This window comes from Kitasatospora albolonga (assembly GCF_039535905.1).
GTDB classification, from domain to species: domain Bacteria; phylum Actinomycetota; class Actinomycetes; order Streptomycetales; family Streptomycetaceae; genus Kitasatospora; species Kitasatospora albolonga.
Map to the genome: position 1 here is coordinate 30,870 of NZ_BAAAYB010000039.1, position 14,819 is coordinate 45,688.

At 74.2% G+C, this 14,819-nt stretch carries 12 protein-coding genes and 2 pseudogenes; 6 read left to right on the top strand and 8 right to left on the bottom strand.

Translation table 11 applies throughout. The features are described 5' to 3' along the window. Positions 1-15: 15 nt before the first annotated feature. Complete coding sequence (locus ABD946_RS10625; RefSeq protein ID WP_345282326.1) at positions 16-930, bottom strand: hypothetical protein; 915 nt, start codon at positions 928-930, stop codon at positions 16-18. A gap of 107 nt (positions 931-1,037) precedes the next feature. On the opposite strand from ABD946_RS10625, the gene ABD946_RS10630 reads away from it, so the two are divergent. Further along, positions 1,038-4,337 carry a tetratricopeptide repeat protein gene (locus ABD946_RS10630; RefSeq protein ID WP_345282328.1) on the top strand — a complete coding sequence of 1,100 codons (3,300 nt, stop codon included), beginning with the start codon at positions 1,038-1,040 and terminating at the stop codon, positions 4,335-4,337. Between the two features lie 9 nt (positions 4,338-4,346). On the opposite strand, the gene ABD946_RS10635 is transcribed toward ABD946_RS10630, so the two are convergent. From ABD946_RS10635 to ABD946_RS10650, 4 genes are all read right to left on the bottom strand, one after another. Next, complete coding sequence (locus ABD946_RS10635; protein ID WP_345282330.1) at positions 4,347-5,672, bottom strand: MFS transporter; 1,326 nt, start codon at positions 5,670-5,672, stop codon at positions 4,347-4,349. Continuing rightward, positions 5,669-6,316, bottom strand: a complete 648-nt coding sequence (locus ABD946_RS10640) for a helix-turn-helix domain-containing protein (protein ID WP_345282331.1) — start codon at positions 6,314-6,316, stop codon at positions 5,669-5,671. Before ABD946_RS10640 ends, ABD946_RS10635 begins: the two co-directional genes overlap by 4 nt. A gap of 65 nt (positions 6,317-6,381) precedes the next feature. Beyond that, positions 6,382-7,299 carry a serine/threonine-protein kinase gene (locus tag ABD946_RS10645; protein WP_345282332.1) on the bottom strand — a complete coding sequence of 306 codons (918 nt, stop codon included), beginning with the start codon at positions 7,297-7,299 and terminating at the stop codon, positions 6,382-6,384. Then, positions 7,280-7,582 carry a hypothetical protein gene (locus ABD946_RS10650; protein ID WP_345282334.1) on the bottom strand — a complete coding sequence of 101 codons (303 nt, stop codon included), beginning with the start codon at positions 7,580-7,582 and terminating at the stop codon, positions 7,280-7,282. The genes ABD946_RS10645 and ABD946_RS10650 overlap by 20 nt, the downstream gene beginning before the upstream one ends. Before the next feature lie 215 nt (positions 7,583-7,797). Here ABD946_RS10650 and ABD946_RS10655 point away from each other — a divergent pair, with 215 nt between their 5' ends. Next, entirely contained in the window at positions 7,798-8,106 is a 309-nt protein-coding gene (locus ABD946_RS10655; protein WP_345282336.1) for a Rossmann-fold NAD(P)-binding domain-containing protein, read from the top strand. Between the two features lie 492 nt (positions 8,107-8,598). Here ABD946_RS10655 and ABD946_RS10660 read toward each other — a convergent pair whose 3' ends face one another. Further along, positions 8,599-8,778, bottom strand: coding sequence for a hypothetical protein (locus tag ABD946_RS10660; RefSeq protein WP_345282338.1), 180 nt, complete (start codon positions 8,776-8,778; stop codon positions 8,599-8,601). 735 nt (positions 8,779-9,513) lie between these two features. On the opposite strand from ABD946_RS10660, the gene ABD946_RS10665 reads away from it, so the two are divergent. Together ABD946_RS10665 and ABD946_RS10670 are read left to right on the top strand one after the other, a co-directional pair. Further along, positions 9,514-10,359, top strand: coding sequence for an AraC family transcriptional regulator (locus tag ABD946_RS10665; protein WP_345282340.1), 846 nt, complete (start codon positions 9,514-9,516; stop codon positions 10,357-10,359). Then, positions 10,329-10,466 carry a helix-turn-helix domain-containing protein gene (locus ABD946_RS10670; RefSeq protein WP_345282350.1) on the top strand — a complete coding sequence of 46 codons (138 nt, stop codon included), beginning with the start codon at positions 10,329-10,331 and terminating at the stop codon, positions 10,464-10,466. The genes ABD946_RS10665 and ABD946_RS10670 overlap by 31 nt, the downstream gene beginning before the upstream one ends. A 21-nt stretch (positions 10,467-10,487) precedes the next feature. On the opposite strand, the pseudogene ABD946_RS10675 reads toward ABD946_RS10670, so the two are convergent. Further along, positions 10,488-11,504, bottom strand: a pseudogene (locus ABD946_RS10675) (TolB family protein). A gap of 114 nt (positions 11,505-11,618) precedes the next feature. Continuing rightward, positions 11,619-12,463 (bottom strand): annotated as a pseudogene (locus ABD946_RS10680) (alkaline phosphatase family protein). A gap of 1,311 nt (positions 12,464-13,774) precedes the next feature. On the opposite strand from ABD946_RS10680, the gene ABD946_RS10685 reads away from it, so the two are divergent. Both ABD946_RS10685 and ABD946_RS10690 read left to right on the top strand, forming a co-directional pair. Next, a complete protein-coding gene (locus tag ABD946_RS10685; RefSeq protein WP_345282344.1) occupies positions 13,775-14,140 on the top strand; it encodes a DUF7507 domain-containing protein in 366 nt (121 codons plus the stop codon). Further along, on the top strand, positions 14,137-14,733 hold the full coding sequence (locus tag ABD946_RS10690) for a hypothetical protein (protein ID WP_345282346.1): 597 nt from the start codon (positions 14,137-14,139) through the stop codon (positions 14,731-14,733). Before ABD946_RS10685 ends, ABD946_RS10690 begins: the two co-directional genes overlap by 4 nt. The last annotated feature ends 86 nt before the right edge of the window (positions 14,734-14,819 follow it).

The following is a 14,819-nucleotide window of genomic DNA, read 5'->3' on the forward strand; positions in this document are numbered from 1 at the left end:
GGCACTGACACCGCGTCAGAGTCCGCGCAGGGCCTCCACCAGCGGTGCGACGGCCTGGCGGTGGCCGAGGTACTTGGTGGCCGCGTGGGCGTCGAAGCCCGGGTTGGTGACCTTGACGGTCGGCTCCAGCACGCCGGTGCCGTCGCCGAAGACCCTGTCGAGGTTGAGCAGGGCGACCACGAAGTCGTCGCGGTCGGCGAGGTTGACCCAGCGCTTCACGGTGGGCGGCACGGCGGGTGGCTGGGGGCGCAGGCGTTCGCGGACGATGGTGCGCAGCCCGAGCGGGGAGCCGAAGGTGACCAGCAGGGGGAGCGGGTGCTCCAGGCGGTGGACGGCCTCGTAGGCGACCACGCTGCCGAGGGAGTGGGCGTACACGGCGCGGGTGTCGGGGCCGATCAGCTCCAGCAGCGCGGCGACGGCGCGTTCGCGGACGTCCTCGTCGTCGAGGTAGACGGCGACCTGGGAGAGGTCGCGCAGCAGGACGGTCTTGAGCGCGGCGAAGCCGGCCCGGGCCACCACCCCGCAGCGGGCGAGGCCGCCGACGGCCAGGCGGAGCAGCTCGGGCGGGCCCTGGGCGGGGCCGAGTTCGGTGCGGAAGGCGGTGAGTTCGCGGGCGGCCTCGTCGCGGTCGCGCTCCCGGCCGGCGTGCTCCTCGATGCCGCCGAGCAGGCCGACGCCGACCTCGGTGGCGGTCCGGGCCTGCTCGGGCGAGAGCTTGACGTCCCACTGGTCGGCGGGGTCGTACGGCCGGAACAGGTGGCGGTAGTAGGCCATGGCGAGGTCGGTGCCCCCGCCCTCCAGCCGCTCGGCGAGTGCGTGCTCCTCGGCCCCGCGCAGGGTGGCCACCAGGGCCATGCGCCAGTCGGCGAGCAGGTCCTCGGCGCTCTGGCCGACCGGCCCGATGCCGTGGACGAAGACCACCTCAGCCAAAGGGACACTCCTCTTCACCGGTGCGGCGAGCCCCTTGACGTGCCGTCAACTGGCTTCTCGAGCGCGCCTATTGTAGATGTAGTGCGGTGACGATCCGGTATGCCTTGGTGATCGCTTCCCAGTGGCGGGCCTCGGGCGTGGAGTTGCCGCGGCTGGCCGAGCAGGCCGAAGCGCTGCGCGACGCGCTGGTGGACCCGGCCCTCGGCGGCTGCCTGCCCGCGCACGGCGACGGCCTGCTGCTGAACCCGGCCTCGGCCGCGGAGGTGGCCGAGGCGGTGGACGCCGCGTTCGCCCGGGCCGGCGGTGACGGGTCCGGCGGCTCCTCCCCGGGCGGCGAGCGATCGGATGAGCCCGGCACGCTGCTACTGGCCTTCGTGGGCCACGGCCACCCGGTACGGGCCGACGACTTCCTGTTCCCCGTCCTCGACAGCCCGTCCCCGCCCGACGCGCACACCGCCTACGCGGTGCCGACCGGGCTGCGCCGAGGCCTGGAGCGCCACGGCGACGTGCTCGGCCTGGTGGCGGTCGTCGACGCCTGCGACTCGGGCACGACGGTGCTCACGGGCCTGCCCGAGTGGCTGCCCGCCTCGGTGGAGCGGGGGCGCGAGGTCGCCCTGCTCACCTCGGCCGGAGTCGACCAGCGGGCGTATGACCTGGCGTTCGTCCGCGGCCTGAACCGCGTGCTGACGGGCGGTCACGCCAGGTTGGGTCGCCTGCTGCAGCCGGACGGGCTGCGCTGGGTGCTGGGCCTCCAGGTGTCGGGGCAGCAGCCGCAGAGCGCCGGGCACACCGGCCTGGCGAGCCCGGCGGCCGGGCCCCAGGGGCTGGTCTGGGTGGCGCGGAACGCGGCGCACCTGCGGCCGTTCAGCCTGCTGGCGGCCTCCCCGGCCGGTCTGGCCCAGCTGGCGCAGCTGCGGCTGTTCCAGTCCTCGGCGGCCCTGGAGCGGACGGTAGAGGTGCTGGCCGAGCGGCGCGCGGTGGTGTTGGTCGGGCACAGCGGGCAGGGCAAGAGCGTGCTGGCGGCGGCGCTGTGCAGACCCGAACTCCTGGTGAAGGAACCGGAGTTCACGGTGGTCGGACTGGTCCAGCTGTCCGAGGTCTCGCTGGAGCAGCGGGTGACCGACGAGCTGCGCCGCCAGCTCACCGCCTACCTGCCGGGCTTCGCCGCCGCGGTCGCCGCCTTCGAACAGGAGGTGCCGGAGCTGGAGCGCAACGCCCTGCCCGGCATCCGACGGCTGGTCACCGAGCCGCTGGCGCGGATGGCCGTGCGCCGGCCCGTGCGCGTGGTGGTGGACGCCCTGGACCAGCTGGGGCCCGGCACCGCGCCCCGGCTGCTGGAGAGCCTGGGCGTGCTGGTCGCCGAGTCGCCGGACTGGTTCGGGGTGATCACCACCGCGCGCACCGGCCTGCCGCTGCCCGGCCCCTGGCACCCGGTGGCGATGGCCGCCGCCTCGGACGCGCAGATCGAGGCCTTCGTCGAGGCGCACTCGGCCTGGTCGGCCGCGGACCGCCGGCTCATCCGCCACCAGGCGGCCGGTCACTGGCAGTTGGCGGCGCTGCTGGCCGCCTCGGGGCCCAGCGCGGACGAGGCACCGACCACACACGCCCTGTACGACGCGGACCTCGACCGGGCCCGCCGCCTCGCCCCGGACGGTGACCCCGCCGGGGTCGACGCCCTGCTGGACGTGCTGTGCGCCGCCGGCCAGGGCCCCGCGCTGCCCCGGCCGCTGCTGGAGGCGGCCCTCGCCGACCTGGCCGACTTCGCCGACCCCACCGAGTTCGCCGCCCCGGCCGACCCGGCCGCCGGGGCGGGCCGGGGCCCGCTCGACGCCCTGCTGGCCCTGCTGCCGGGCCTGCTCGACCGGGTGCCCGACGCGGAGGTGCAGGAGTACCTGGGCATCCACCACCAGTCGCTGCTGGAGCACCTGCTGCGCCACGAACCGGACGTGCGACCCGCGCGCGGCCACCACGCCCTGGTCCGCGCGATTGCCACACTGGCTCCCATGGACCAGCACGACGCCACCGACCCGCTGCACGCCTACGCCGAGGACGCCGAGCCCCGGCACTGCTGGGAGCTCGGCGAGTACGAAAGGGTCCTGGAGGTCCTGACCCGCCGCCGCTCGCCCGACGCGACCGTCAACTCCGAACGCTGGCTGGCCTGGTGCGACCGCCTCTCCGAACCGGGCCGCCCCGGCCCGGACTCGCCCGTCACCCTCCGGGCGCGGCAGGCCGCCGCCTACTGGGCCGGGCGGGCCGGCCTCTACGCCCGCTCCCGCGCGATGTACGAGGAGCTGCTGCCGCTCCAGATCCGGGTGCTCGGCCCCGACCACGAGGAGGTCCTGGAGAGCCGCCACCGGATCGCCTACGCCACTGGGAAGGCCGCCCACTTCCGCCGGGCGGTCGAGCTGCACCGGGCCCTGCTCGCCGACCAGACCCGGGTGCTCGGCCCCGACGACCGCCGCACCCTGGAGACCCGGCACCACCTCGCCTACTGGACCGGCCGCGGCGGGGAGATGGCCGACAGCCTGCGGATGCACGAGGAACTCCTCGCCGACCAGCTGCGCTGCCTGGAACCGCAGGACCAGGACGTCCTGGAGTCCCGCCACTACATCGCCTACTGGTACGGGCGGCTCGGCCGGCCGCACGAGGCGCTGGAGCGGCACCGGGTCCTGCTGCGGGACCGGATCGCGAAGTTCGGCGAGGACCACGAGCAGGTGGTCTACAGCCGGATGAACATCTGCAAGTTCACCTACGAGGCGGGCCACCACCGGGAGGCGCTGGAGGCCTACCGGCAGCTGCTGCCCGAGGTCGTCCGCCACAAGGGGCCGGAGCACCCCGACACGCTCCTGGTGCGCCAGTACGTCGCCCGGCTGGTGGGCGAGGTGGGGCGGCGGACCGAAGCGCTGGAGCTGCTGGACGAACTGATGCGGGTTCAGGAGCGGGTGGTCGGCCCCGAGCACCCGGCGGTGCTCACCTCGCGGCAGTACGCGGCCTGGCTGCACGGCGACCTGGGGGACACCGGCCGCGCCCGGGCCGAGCTGGCGGAGGTCCAGCGCGTCCTCCTCGCCCACCACGGCGAGGGCGACCACCCCGACCTGCTCACCCTCCGGCTCGGCCTCGGCTGGTGGACGGCCCTGGACGGCGCCCCCGAGGACGGGGTCACCCTCCTGCGCGCCGTGGTGGCCGGCCGCACCCGCGCCCTCGGCCCCGACCACCCCGAGACGCTCGACGCCGCCTCCCGCCTCGGCCACCTGCTGACCCTCCTCGGCGGCCCCTCCCTCCACGAGGCCTCCGAACTCCTCCGGGTGACCGTCCCGGCCCAGGAGGCCCGCAGCGGCGCCGACCACCCGCAGACCCGTGCCACCCGCGAGCGCCTGGCCGCGGTCGCGGCCCGTGCGGACGGCTGATGGTGTGACCTACGGGGCGTGGGTGGAGGTCGGGACGACGGCCGACCGCCGCCCGGCCGTGGCCCGGCGTGTCCAGAGGAGGGCTCCGGCGAGCAGGACGGCGGCGGCGGTGAGCCAGGGCAGCGGGCCTGCCGGAAGCCTCCCGACGAACAGGCCCATGGCGGCACCGGCGAGTTGGAGCGCGAGGGACTGCACGGAGAGGACGGTGGCGCGGGTGCGGTCGGGGATGCGGTGGTGGAGCAGATCGCTCTCGTTGGGGCCGGCCGCGCCGAGGCCGAGGTACACCAGTACGTAGCCGAGGCCGCCGACGGCCAGGGCGGTGGCGCCGGTGGTCGCGGCGGTGACGCCGAGGAGGGCGAGGCCCGTCGCCCCGACCGTGAGGCCGAGGAGCACCGCGCGCTCACCGCCGCCCGCCAACCGGGCCGTGAGCGGGGCGAGTTGGCTGCCGAGGGCGGAGCAGAGGAATCCGGCGCAGGCGAGTGCGGCGTAGAGCACGGCCCCGGACGCGGCGCTGCCGCCGGTGAGTTCGGCCGCGCGGCCCGGCGTCAGCAGCTCCAGGGTGGCGACCGCGCCGCCGGCGGCGGCTGTGCCGAGCAGGACGCGCCGCACCAGCGCGTCGCGTCCACCCACGCGCAGGCCGGTCCGGACGGTGGCGGGAACGTCACGGACCGCGTCGCGCAGGGTGGCCGACGGGCGGGCCGGCTCGGGGAGGGCGGTCAGCACGTACAGCACGAAGGCGAGCGCGACCGGACAGCCCGTCAGGGGCGGGACGGAGAGCGGCAGCAGCTGGCCGCCGGTGGCGCGGATGAGGGCGGCGCCCGGGTCGGGGCCGAGGCCGAGTGCCCAGGGGATCGCGCCGCCGAGCAGGGTGCCGAGGGCGAGCGCGGCGGAGGTGGCGGTGGTGCCGCGGGCCAGGCCGGTGCGCAGCTCGGCGTCGGGGCCGTCGGCCGCGCGGACGGTGTCCACGTACCAGGCCTCCACCGAACCGGAGAACAGGGCGCGGGCGGCGCCCATCAGCACCATCCCGGCGGCGAGCGGCCAGGCGGAGGTGCCCAGGGCGAGCAGGGCGAGGGCGCCGGTGCTCAGCAGGCCGGCCGAGGCCAGCACGCCACGGCGGCCGAGGACGTCGGAGAGGCCGCCGGTGGGCAGCTCCAGCAGGGCGGTGGTGAGGGAGTAGGCGGCCAGCAGGAGGGTGACGGTGGTCAGCGGCAGGCCGCGCGAGGTGAGCAGCAGGATCAGCGGCGCGACGGCCAGCCCGATCGGGAACCAGAGCAGGGCGCAGGTGGTGACGTAGCGTCGGCGGGCCGTCCGGGCGTCGAGCGGGCGGACGGTCACTCCGCACTCCCCGCGCCCCGCGCACTCCCGGGGACGGGCGGCACCGGCGGGACGGGCGAGGCCGTCGGGGCCAGCGGCAGTCCGGCGGCGAGGAGGACGACCTGGGCGGCCCTCGGGTCCTCGGCGTCACGGGCCGTCAGTTCGTCGAGCTTGCCCTCCAGGGTCTCCCAGAGTTCCGCGAGGGACTCGGGTGTGAGGCGGGGCAGCCAGTCGCTGATCCCGGCCGGCCCCGTCCATCCCGGTGCCAGCCGGCCGGCCTCCTCGTCGGCCTCGAAGCGGGCCAAGGAGCTCTCCAGGTGCTCGACCTGACGCCTGCGCAGCGAGCCGAGCACGGCCCGGCTCCCCGGGGAGGAGGCCATCGCCGCGGAGTCCCAGGAGGTGAGCGCGTGGACGGCCCGCCAGCGCCGCTCGCGCCCGTCGCGGTGCTCGGCCTCGCCGACGAAGGCGTGCTTGGCCAGCACCCGCAGGTGGTAGCTGGTGGAGGCCGAGGACTCCCCGGTGGCGGCGGCGAGCTCGCTCGCGGTGGCGGGGCCGTCCTGCCGGAGCAGCCCGAGCAGGCGGATGCGCAGGGGGTGGGTGAGCGCCTTGAGCGCGTCCGCGTCCCGTTCGGGGTCGAGCACCCGGGCCCGGTCGTCGTTCTCCATATCGGCAGCCTAGGTCGGCATCCGGCTCTTTGCCAAAGAGTTTCTGCAAAAAAGTCTCGGGAGAGTCAGGGGGTGGCCAGCCGTGCCCGGGCTGAGGCCCGCACCTCGGGCTCCTCCATCGGGTCGTCACGCAGCTCGGCGAGCCGTGCCGCCACCTCGGGACCGTCCGGAGCGTGGGCGACGCCCAGCAGCCTGGACGCCTCCTCGCAGTCCCAGAGCGAGAGGAGGTACCCCTGCTGCAGACCCGCCGGGACGATCGCGGCCAGGGCGTCCAGGTAGGCGGCCCGCTCGTACGAGTGCGGGGTGCGCAGCCAGAACCACCGGAGGTCCGCCGCCGCGCCGGCCGCCTCCGGCCCGAACCGGGCCAGCCGCCGGGCCGTCAGATCGGGCCCGCACCAGGCGCGGGCCGCCCGCTGTTCGGCCAGCTGGGCCACCAGGTGCGGGATCACCTCGGGGCCCAGGTGATCGGCCAGCACGTCCGCGCCGAGCCGGGCCAACCACGGCCGCTCGTCGCCCACCCAGCGCCGCGCCGCCGGGACGGCCGCCGGGCCGAGGCGGTCGACGGCCCGGCGGAGCAGGGGGAGCGGGCGCCGGCCGTCCGGGGTGGCCAGCGAGGGGACGAGCGGGAGCAGCTCCTCCGTCGGTGCGCGGCGGGCGAGTTCACGCAGGGAGGCCGTCCTGTCCCCGGCCCCGGTGGCGAGCAGGGCGAGGAGTTCGCCGTCGGCCGGCCCGGAGAGGTCCGGTGCCGCCGGACGCGCCGCACACCGCTCCGTCGGGATGCCGAACCGGGCCCACGGCTCGGTCATCCAGAGCGGATCGGGGTGAGCGCCGATCCGCTCCCGCGCGACCTCCCCGAACTCCTCCCACCAGGTGACCGGCCACCGGCCGGCCAGCGACTCCAGCACCGGTACCCAGTGCGTCCCCGCCCGGACGTACGAGCGGAGCGCCTCCCGGGCCTCCCCGTCACCGTCCAGGGCGAGCAACTCCAGGACCTCGCAGGCCCGCTCGGTCTGCTGCTCGTCCTCCCCGAGCAGAGCGGCGATCGGGGCCCCGGGGGAGTGCCAGGTCGCGGACCAGCCGGGCGAGGTAGAGGGCGCGGTCGTCGGTGGAGTCCCAGCGCCAGTCCCTGCGGATCATGTCGAGGACCAGCGGCGCGGCGTGGTCCGGGTGGCCGAGTGCCGACCGGGCGCCACTGCCGTGGCCGCGTTGCAGCATGCCGGCCAGCGAGTTGACGGGGCGGTAGGGCATCGTGTCGTCGTCAGTCATCGGCCCGCACGATGCCCGGTCGGCGAGGCCGCCGCCACCTGATTGCCGGCGCGTCGGCCCCGTCGGCGGGCGCCGGGCCGTGGACCGGGCAGACTGGGGGCCCACACCTGGGAAGGGACGGAGAACCCCGTGAACGTGCTGCTCTTCGCGGCAGCCACCGGCATGGTCGGGCAGGGCGTCTGCGCGAGTGCCTGCTCGACGACCGGGTCACCGGCGTGCAGGCCGTGGTGTCGCGGGCCGTTGGAGGTGAGCCACCCCAAGCTGACCTTCGCTGGTGCACACCGACTTCACCGACTTCAGCTCCCTGGAGCGGGAGTTCGCCGGACGTCGACGCCTGCTTCTTCTGCCTGGGCGTCACCTCGGCCGGCAAGCGGAGGTACGAGTACCGCCGGATCACCCACGACTACACGCTCGCCGCCGCCCGCGCGCTGCCCGTGCGGCCGGACGCCCCACTCACCTTCGTCTACGTCTCCGGCGACGGCACCGACAGCAACCGAGCAGGGTCGGCTGATGTGGGCCGGTGAAGGGCCGCACCGAGAACGAGCTGCTCGCGATGGACTTCCACGCCTACATGTTCCGCCCGGCGTACATCCACGCCGTGCACGGTGAGGGTCTCCAGGACCCCGGCCTATCCGGCGGCTCTACCCGGTGCTCTCGCTGCTCTTCCCGCTGCTGCCGCCTGGCCTCCGGCCGGGTGACGCACCACCGAGAACATCGCACGCACCGCGCGATGATCGCCGGCGCGCCGGACGTCCGAACGGCGCGGGCGAGAGCACGTCCTGCGCAGCCCCGAGATCAACCGGGCCGGCGCGCTGGAAGGACGTGTGACCGGACGTCAGGTCCGCCGTCGCCGATCCGGTCGAGGGCGGCGGTCAGGAGGCGGACGGCGCGTTCGGTGTCGGTCGAGTTCGTACCGGGGCGGGGACGGTCAGGCCGAAGGAGCGGAGTTCGTCCGCCGGGAGGACCCGCCAGGTGAGGACCGGCGGTCAGGACGGTGCCGCGCGCGGGAGAGGAACCTAGTGCGAGCTGGCCGTGGGCTGCGCGCGATGCCCAGCGCGGTCACAGGCCAGGGCCTCGCGCAGGCGCTCCAGTCGGTCGATCACCGGGAGCTGCTCCTGACGCGGTCCGTCGAGGACGGATTCCGCGAGCCCGGCGGCGGTCTTCCGGGCCAGCGCCGCGTCATCCGGTACGGGCACCCAGAGGCTCCGGTCGAGCTGGCGGCCGCCTCCGCGAGCAGGTGGGTGAGCTGTGCGGTGAGGCCCGCTCCGTCGGGGAGGGGGCGGAAGCTGTCGTCCATGGCCATGGCGTGCCCTCCGGCGGTGTCGGGCAGCGGTGTTGAGCAGCGGTGTTGAGCGCGGTTCAGCGGACGGAGGTGCGGCGCGACGGGGCGCTGACCTGGGACCGGGCGGCGACGGGCGGGTGAAGGCCAGCTCGAAGACGCTGTCGGTGCGGTCATGTCCAGCAGGCGGAGGACCTGGGGGCTCGGGGTGCCGAGCCGCAGGGCGACGCCGGCCGAGGCGGCGGTGCGGCGGCCGGAGGAGTTCGTTGAGGCCGGAGGAGGAGCAGAAGTGCAGTTCCGAGCAGTCGACGACGAGGCGGTGGGGGAGCGGCGGACGGTGAGTGCCCGGCGCAGGGCGCGGGCGAGCAGCGGGGCGGTGTCCATGTCGACGGCACCGATCAGGGACAGCACCGCCGTTCCGTCGGCGACCGGTCGGTGCTCGGTGCGCAGGTCCGGTGTCGGCGTCGTGGTCGTGCCGCGTGGTGTCCATTCCGTCCAGGCTCCCGTCCACCGGGCCCGGCCCGCAGCCCCGGGAGCGAAGTCCTCGCGGCGCCGGGGGCTCGGGAAACGAAGTGGACGCTGGGCACCGGGCGATCGTGGGCGTACGGTCGGTGCCAGGAGCGAGTGACCGACCTACCCGCGAGGCGGTGTGATGACGCAGTCCCTGAACTTCGACAGCGCGAGTCTGGACGACACCGAGGAGTTCCTGTCCACCGCCTACACGCCGATGCGGATCGGCGGCCCGGTCGAGGACGCCAGGGTGCGGATCAGTCGGCGGGCGGCCGGCCCGGTGGCGATCGACCGGCTGGACTTCGGCTACACGATGGCCTACGACGCCCGCGACCTCGGCCAGGTCTGCCTGATCAGCATGCACGACGGCACCCTCGCCGACCTCACCGGCGGCCGCGAGGAGGTGTACGGGCCCGGCGAGACCTTCCTGCTCGCCCCCGCCCGACCAGCCGTACCGGGGCGAGGTCAGGGCGGCCCGCTACACCATCGCCCTGTTCGACACCGCGCTGCTGGAGGCCGTCGCGCCCACCGCGCCCGGGGAGGAGCCGATCCGGCTCACCGGCCACCGGCCCGTCGACCACGCCGCCGCCCGTCAACTCGCCGCCGCCATCGCCTACGTGGGCGACACGTGCTCGGGGCCCCGGGAGCCGACGCGCACGAGCTGCTGGTCGGCACCGCCGCCCGCCACCTGGCCGCGGCCGCCCTGGCGGCCCTGCCGCACAGCGCGCGCGACACGGCCCACCGGGCCGACTCCACCGATGCCACCCGGGCACCGTCCGCCCGTGCGGTCGCCTTCATGGAGTCGCACGCCGACCGGGACCTGACGCTGGGTCGGATCGCGGCGGCCGCCCACGTCACGCCCGTCCCGCTCCAGTACGCCTTCCGCCGCCACCTGGACACCACGCCGCTCGCCCCCACCTGCGCCGGGTCCGGCTGGCCGCCGCCCACCGCGACCTGCTGGCCGCCGACCCCCGCGCCACCACGGTGACCGAGATCGCCATGCGCTGGGGCTTCGCCAACCCCGGCCACTTCGCCGCCCACTACCGCACGGCCTACCGCACCGCGCCGAGCACCACCCTGCGGCTGCGCTCCTGATCCTCCGTCGGCCGAGCGCCGTCAGCGCAGGTAGGCCGGAGCGACTGCGGAGACCGCCAGGGTGGCCGGGGCGCCGGTGCCGTCGGCGGGGACGGTCCACAGGTCGGCGCCGTACTCGCCGGGAGGGAGTAGACCAGGGTGGAGCCGTCGGCCCAGAGGGCCTGGTCGTCGATGTTGCGCTGCTCGGCGGTGGCGGTCTCGGCCATGGTGGCCAGGTCGAGGACGTACAGGCGCCAGGGGGCGTCCGGCGAGGCGCCGGGGACGCGCTTCTTGTAGGCGACCGGGTGCCGTCGGGGGAGAGCGAGGGGCACTCGACGTTTCTGGTGCAGGGAGGTCAGGGTGCGGGCGGTCAGGTCGCCCGGACCAGGTGGGTGGTGCCGCCGGTGGCGACGGTGGCGTAGAAGTGCTCGTCGTCGGCGAAGGTGACGCCCCAGACGTTGAGGTCGGAGCGCGCTGGGGCCGGCCGTCCACCAGGAAGGCGAACTCCTCCAGGTTGGACTCGAACCGCCAGTCACGGGTGTCCACGATCGCGGTCCGGGTGGAGAAGTTTGAGCCCGCGTAGGAGTCGCCGCTGACGAAGACGGTCCAGGCGGCCAGCCGGCCGGAGGGGGAGACCCGGGCTCGGGAGGGGATGCCGGCGGCGGGGAAGGAGCGCAGCTCGTGCAGCCTGTCGTCGAGTACGACGGCGCGGTAGGTGTCGTCCAGCGTGCCGTGCACGGCCTGGAGGCAGATGCCCGTCCCGGCGGCGGCGTGGAAGCGCAGGCATTTGAGGCCGGAGGAGGTGCGGGTGGAGCCCGGCTCACCGGCCGGGACCGTGACGATCTCGTCCCGGTGCGGCCCCCAGGCCAGGTTGCGGAAGAGCAGCTGCCCCTGGCCGCCGGCCAGGGTGACGGTGCCCGGGCGGACGGGCGGGCCGCCGACCTGCTCCTGGTCCTTGCGGTCCGCGCGGTCGGCGGCGTACAGGACGGCCTCCGTGCCCACCCCGCCGAGCAGCAGGACGGCGAACAGGAGGACGAGCAGGCGGGTGGTGCGCGTCATGCGGGTGACACCTCGTCAGCGGTCGGAGGTCGGAGGTCGGAGGTCGGAGGTCGGAGGCCGGCGGTACGGGGGTGTGCCGCCCCGGGCCGGCGCCCGGGGCGGCACGGCGGGGCGTCAGTTCCAGATGCCCGTGATGGTGGTGGCGGAGGCGGCGTTGCCCGCGTGGGTGGACAGGCCCGCCAGGTCCTCCAGGGTGCGCAGCACGCTGTAGTGGTTGTAGGTGGTGGCGGTGGAGCTGCCGGGGGTGACGTGCTGGCCGTAGAAGACGGTCGGGATGCGGTTTGCCCGAGAGGCGGTTGTCCTCGTCGAAGGTGACGACCAGCATCGAGTTGTGGGTCTGCGCCCAGGTCGCGTACGCGCCCAGCTTGTTCTTGACCCAGGTGTCGCCGGTGCCGACCGAGCAGTCGTGCATGTCGTTGCACAGGTCCGGCACCACGAAGGAGACCTTCGGCAGCGTGGTGTAGTCGGTCGGGAACTGCGTCATGGTGAGCGCGGTGTTGTCGGCACGTTGGAGAAGCCGAACCACGGGTTGTGCTTCTGCGCGTACTTGCCGCTGGAACAGGTGGTGGAGCCCTGGGACGGCAGGCCCTCGTTGTAGCTCTTCCAGGTCTTGCCGGCGGCGATCAGCTCGGAGGCCAGGTTCGGTGCCGAGATCGAGCCGACGCCCACGCAACTGTCGTCCGTGCGGCCCTGGTTGGAGCCGGAGAACAGCATGTAGTAGTTCGGCTCGGACGGGTGGGTCAGCCGAAGGACTGGGTGAGGTTGGCGCCGCCCGCCTTGAGGGTGTTGTTGATGTACGGCGCGCTGGAGCTGCCGATCACCTGGGTGTAGGCGTGGTTCTCCATCACCACGACCACGATGTGGTCCGGGGGCGGGGAGCGCGGCCGCCTGGGCGGCGGTTTCCGGTGGCGGCCCAGACGCCGAGCGAAACCGGCGGCCAGCGCGACGGCGCTGCCGATGGCGGTGAGGGTGCGCCGGGTGCGCTTGGGGGCTGCGCGGTCTGCTGGTCCTGCGGAGCCTGAGGAGCAGTCATGGCCGGTCTCCTGGTGAGGGGGTGACGGTGCACGGGGTGAGAGCGGGCGTAACCCTAGGGCGCTGCAGTTGACGCGTACCCGCTGCGCGGGTGAAGGAAGGAAGAACGGAGTACATGGTCTGGTAAAGCCTGCGCGGGGCCCGGGGGCGGCCGTCCGGGTGGTCGTGGGGACGACTCTCCCGATGGTGTGGTGTCCGGTAGATCGGATTGATCGTTTATGACGTATTTCTGGGCTGACGCCCCGTCACCGGCGGCGTCCTGCGTGCTGCCCCGTCGTCAGTGAGGCGATCGACCATGGAACACCGCGCCCGGCCCGTAGCGGACCTGCTGCACCGCGTTCCTCTCCGTGCTGCTCACCACCCTGCTCTCGGTGGCGGCGGTGATGGTCCCCGCGTTCCCCGCGCACGCCCGAGCGCACCGCCTGACGTGCCGCTACAAGGACACGCTCCAGGGCGGGATGGTGATGACCGGCAACGGCCTGCTGTTCCAGAACGGCAAGGGCCCGGCCAACGTTCGACAACCTCACCGGGTAGTCCACCAACTACGCCTACAACCACCCGCAACGACTCCTCGCGCGCCGATCTGGTGCTTCCGGCCGACGCGACGGTGGTCAAGGCGATGGCCTACGTCTACGGCAGCCAGTACTACGCGCCGGCAGCCCGTACTACGCCAACCCGGACACCTTCCAGATGCGCACCCCGGCGGCCGACTACCAGCGGCTGACCGCCGACGGCGTGGACAACGTGCTGTACAACAACGGCACCTACGGCACAACCACCAGGCCTACCGCGACGTCACCGCCCTGGTCCCGGGCCGGGGGTTCGGGCAGCTACGGCTTCGGCGACACGCCCTACTACACCAACTACGGCAGCCGCGGCTTCGGCGGCTGGGCGCTGGCCGTCGTCTACTCCTCGCCGAGCGCGCCGATGACGCAGGTGGCGCTCTGCGACCAGTGGGCCCGGATGAACGGCACCGCCGTCAGCAACACCTTCGACCTCGGCGTCACCCCCTACTCGGGCGCCCAGCTGAAGCGGGCCTCGATCTACGCCACCGCCACCTACGGCGACGTCAACTACGGCGACTCCATCCAGGTCGCCGCGCCGCCGGGTCTCGGACTCGGCCAACCCGGCCACCGACTGGGCCAACGGCACCTGCACCCAGTACGGCCAACGACATCCCCGGGCGGAACCCTAGCTCCGGCACCGGCTGGGGCAATGTCGCGATGCCCTGCCCGGACATGGACGTCGACACCATCGACATCACCTCCATCGCCCCGACCACCCGGACCTTCTCCGTCGTGCAGGGCCGGGAGAGTTCGATCGAGGAGATCGGCTACGGCGTGGTCGGCTTCACCTTCGAGCCGAAGGCCGACCCCAAGCTCGACATCGCCAAGACCGGCAAGCTGAACGACACCAACGGCGACGGCAAGGCCAACCCCGGCGAGACCATCTCCTACGGCTACACCGTCACCAACACCGGCAACATCACCGTGAGCTCGATCACCGTCGCGGACGACAAGATCACCGCGCCGGGAGCGGTCAGCTGCGCCAAGACCACCCTGCTGTCGGCGAGAGCACCACCTGCACCGCCACCTACACCGTGACCGCCGCCGACGCCACGGCGGGCAGCGTCACCAACCACGCCACCGCCAAGGGCAAGGACCCCAACGGCACCGAGGTCACCACCCCGCAGCGCCAGGTCACCATCCCGGCCGGGCCCGCCCCGTCCGGGTCACCCTGGACAAGACCGTCACCAAGGCGCCCGCCCCGGTGCCCGGCAGCCCCGGCACCTACTGAGACCCAGTACGAGCTGAAGGTCGGCAACGCGGGCTCGGCACCACCTACGACCTCACGACGCCCTCAAGTACGGACCGGACTGACCGTCACCTCCGCCTCCGTCACCAACACCACCCCGGGCGGGCTGAGCCGGTGGCCGGCTGGGACGGGCGCGGCCAGGTCAAGGTGGCCCAGAACCAGGCCATCGCGGCCGGTACCCGAGGCCGCCCCGGCCACCCACGTCTGGCGGGTGACGGTGCGGTACACCGTGGACCCGGGCCAGGCCACCTCCAAGTCCACCGACTGCCACCCTGGACGCGGGGGAGAGCGGCACCGGAACCCGGAACGAGGCCAGCGCCACCTCCGGCGGCACCACCTCCAGCAAGGGCGCCTGCAGCCCGGTCGCGGCCGTCACCAGTGAGAAGACCCTGGTCTCGGGCAAGCCGACCAGCGGCGGCCAGTGGGAGGCGGTCTACGAGATCACCGTCACCAACAAGGGCGCCGCGC

Excerpts from the sequence above, each read along its gene's own strand:
- ABD946_RS10640 (WP_345282331.1), bottom strand. The coding sequence starts at position 6,316 with ATGGAGAACGACGACCGGGCCCGGGTGCTCGACCCCGAACGGGACGCG.
- ABD946_RS10650 (WP_345282334.1), bottom strand. The coding sequence starts at position 7,582 with ATGACTGACGACGACACGATGCCCTACCGCCCCGTCAACTCGCTGGCC.
- ABD946_RS10665 (WP_345282340.1), top strand. The coding sequence starts at position 9,514 with ATGACGCAGTCCCTGAACTTCGACAGCGCGAGTCTGGACGACACCGAG.
- ABD946_RS10685 (WP_345282344.1), top strand. The coding sequence starts at position 13,775 with ATGGACGTCGACACCATCGACATCACCTCCATCGCCCCGACCACCCGG.